Here is a 625-nt window from a genome sequence, read left to right on the forward strand (position 1 = left end):
TAGTAGGAAGCCGAGTACCTTCAACCAAGTTGCTACAAATCTTTTTATACCGATTTCGGTACAACCGCTGCCTACTAGAATAGACACTACTGTTGTTGTGGTGTTTAGTTTGCGCAAAAAACTAAGCGTATGGTTGTATTCACTACGGTATTAAGTAGCTCGATACAGGACATCATTTATGGCCACTATAAAAGACGTTGCTCGCTTAGCCGGCGTTTCTACCACGACAGTTTCGCACGTTATTAATAAGACACGTTTTGTTGCAGAAGCAACGCAAGAAAAAGTAATGAAAGCGGTTGATGAGCTTAACTACGCACCAAGCGCAGTTGCTCGTAGTTTAAAATGCAACTCAACTCGTACTATTGGTATGTTGGTAACACAGTCAACTAACCTATTCTTCTCTGAAGTGATCGACGGTGTAGAAAGTTACTGCTACCGTCAAGGTTACACATTGATCTTGTGTAATACCGGCGGCATCTACGAGAAACAGCGCGACTACATCCGCATGCTTGCTGAGAAACGTGTAGATGGCATTTTGGTGATGTGTTCAGATCTAACCGAAGAACTAAAAGAGATGTTAGATCGTCACTCAGATATCCCGAAAGTTGTGATGGATTGGGGCCCA

General features: G+C 42.9%; 1 pseudogene. It reads left to right on the forward strand.

The features are described 5' to 3' along the window. Positions 1 to 178: 178 nt before the first annotated feature. Positions 179 to 625: pseudogene (gene purR / locus R7190_RS28530) on the forward strand (HTH-type transcriptional repressor PurR); the annotation flags it as partial.

The sequence above is a fragment of the Vibrio sp. 1078-1 genome, from assembly GCF_033340475.1.